The following is a 247-nucleotide window of genomic DNA, read 5'->3' on the forward strand; positions in this document are numbered from 1 at the left end:
AGCCTGCTGTTCGAACAGCCCATGCACCGTCGCTTCCTCAGGCAGCGCTACCGCCGTATCGTTGAATGTCACCAACAGCTCTTCCCGCTCTTCAGCCGTCAGCAGTTCCAGCTTCTCTACCTCCACGTTCGGGGTGGACAAGATCTGCTCTACCATCCGCATCCAGTGACCTTGCAAGCGCTCCATCGTCCCTTGCTCGTACACCTGTCCGTTGTAATCGAAATGAATGTGCAGCTCTTCCCCCGGC

General features: G+C 57.5%; 1 protein-coding gene. It reads right to left on the reverse strand.

Annotation, left to right across the window (positions count from 1 at the left end):
• Window positions 1–247: condensation domain-containing protein (locus tag BBG47_RS28745; RefSeq protein WP_139070861.1), on the reverse strand; the 247-nt coding region annotated here is incomplete at both ends.

It is taken from the genome of Paenibacillus sp. KS1 (assembly GCF_001680695.1).
In the GTDB taxonomy this organism is placed as follows: Bacteria; Bacillota; Bacilli; order Paenibacillales; family Paenibacillaceae; genus Paenibacillus_B; species Paenibacillus_B suaedae.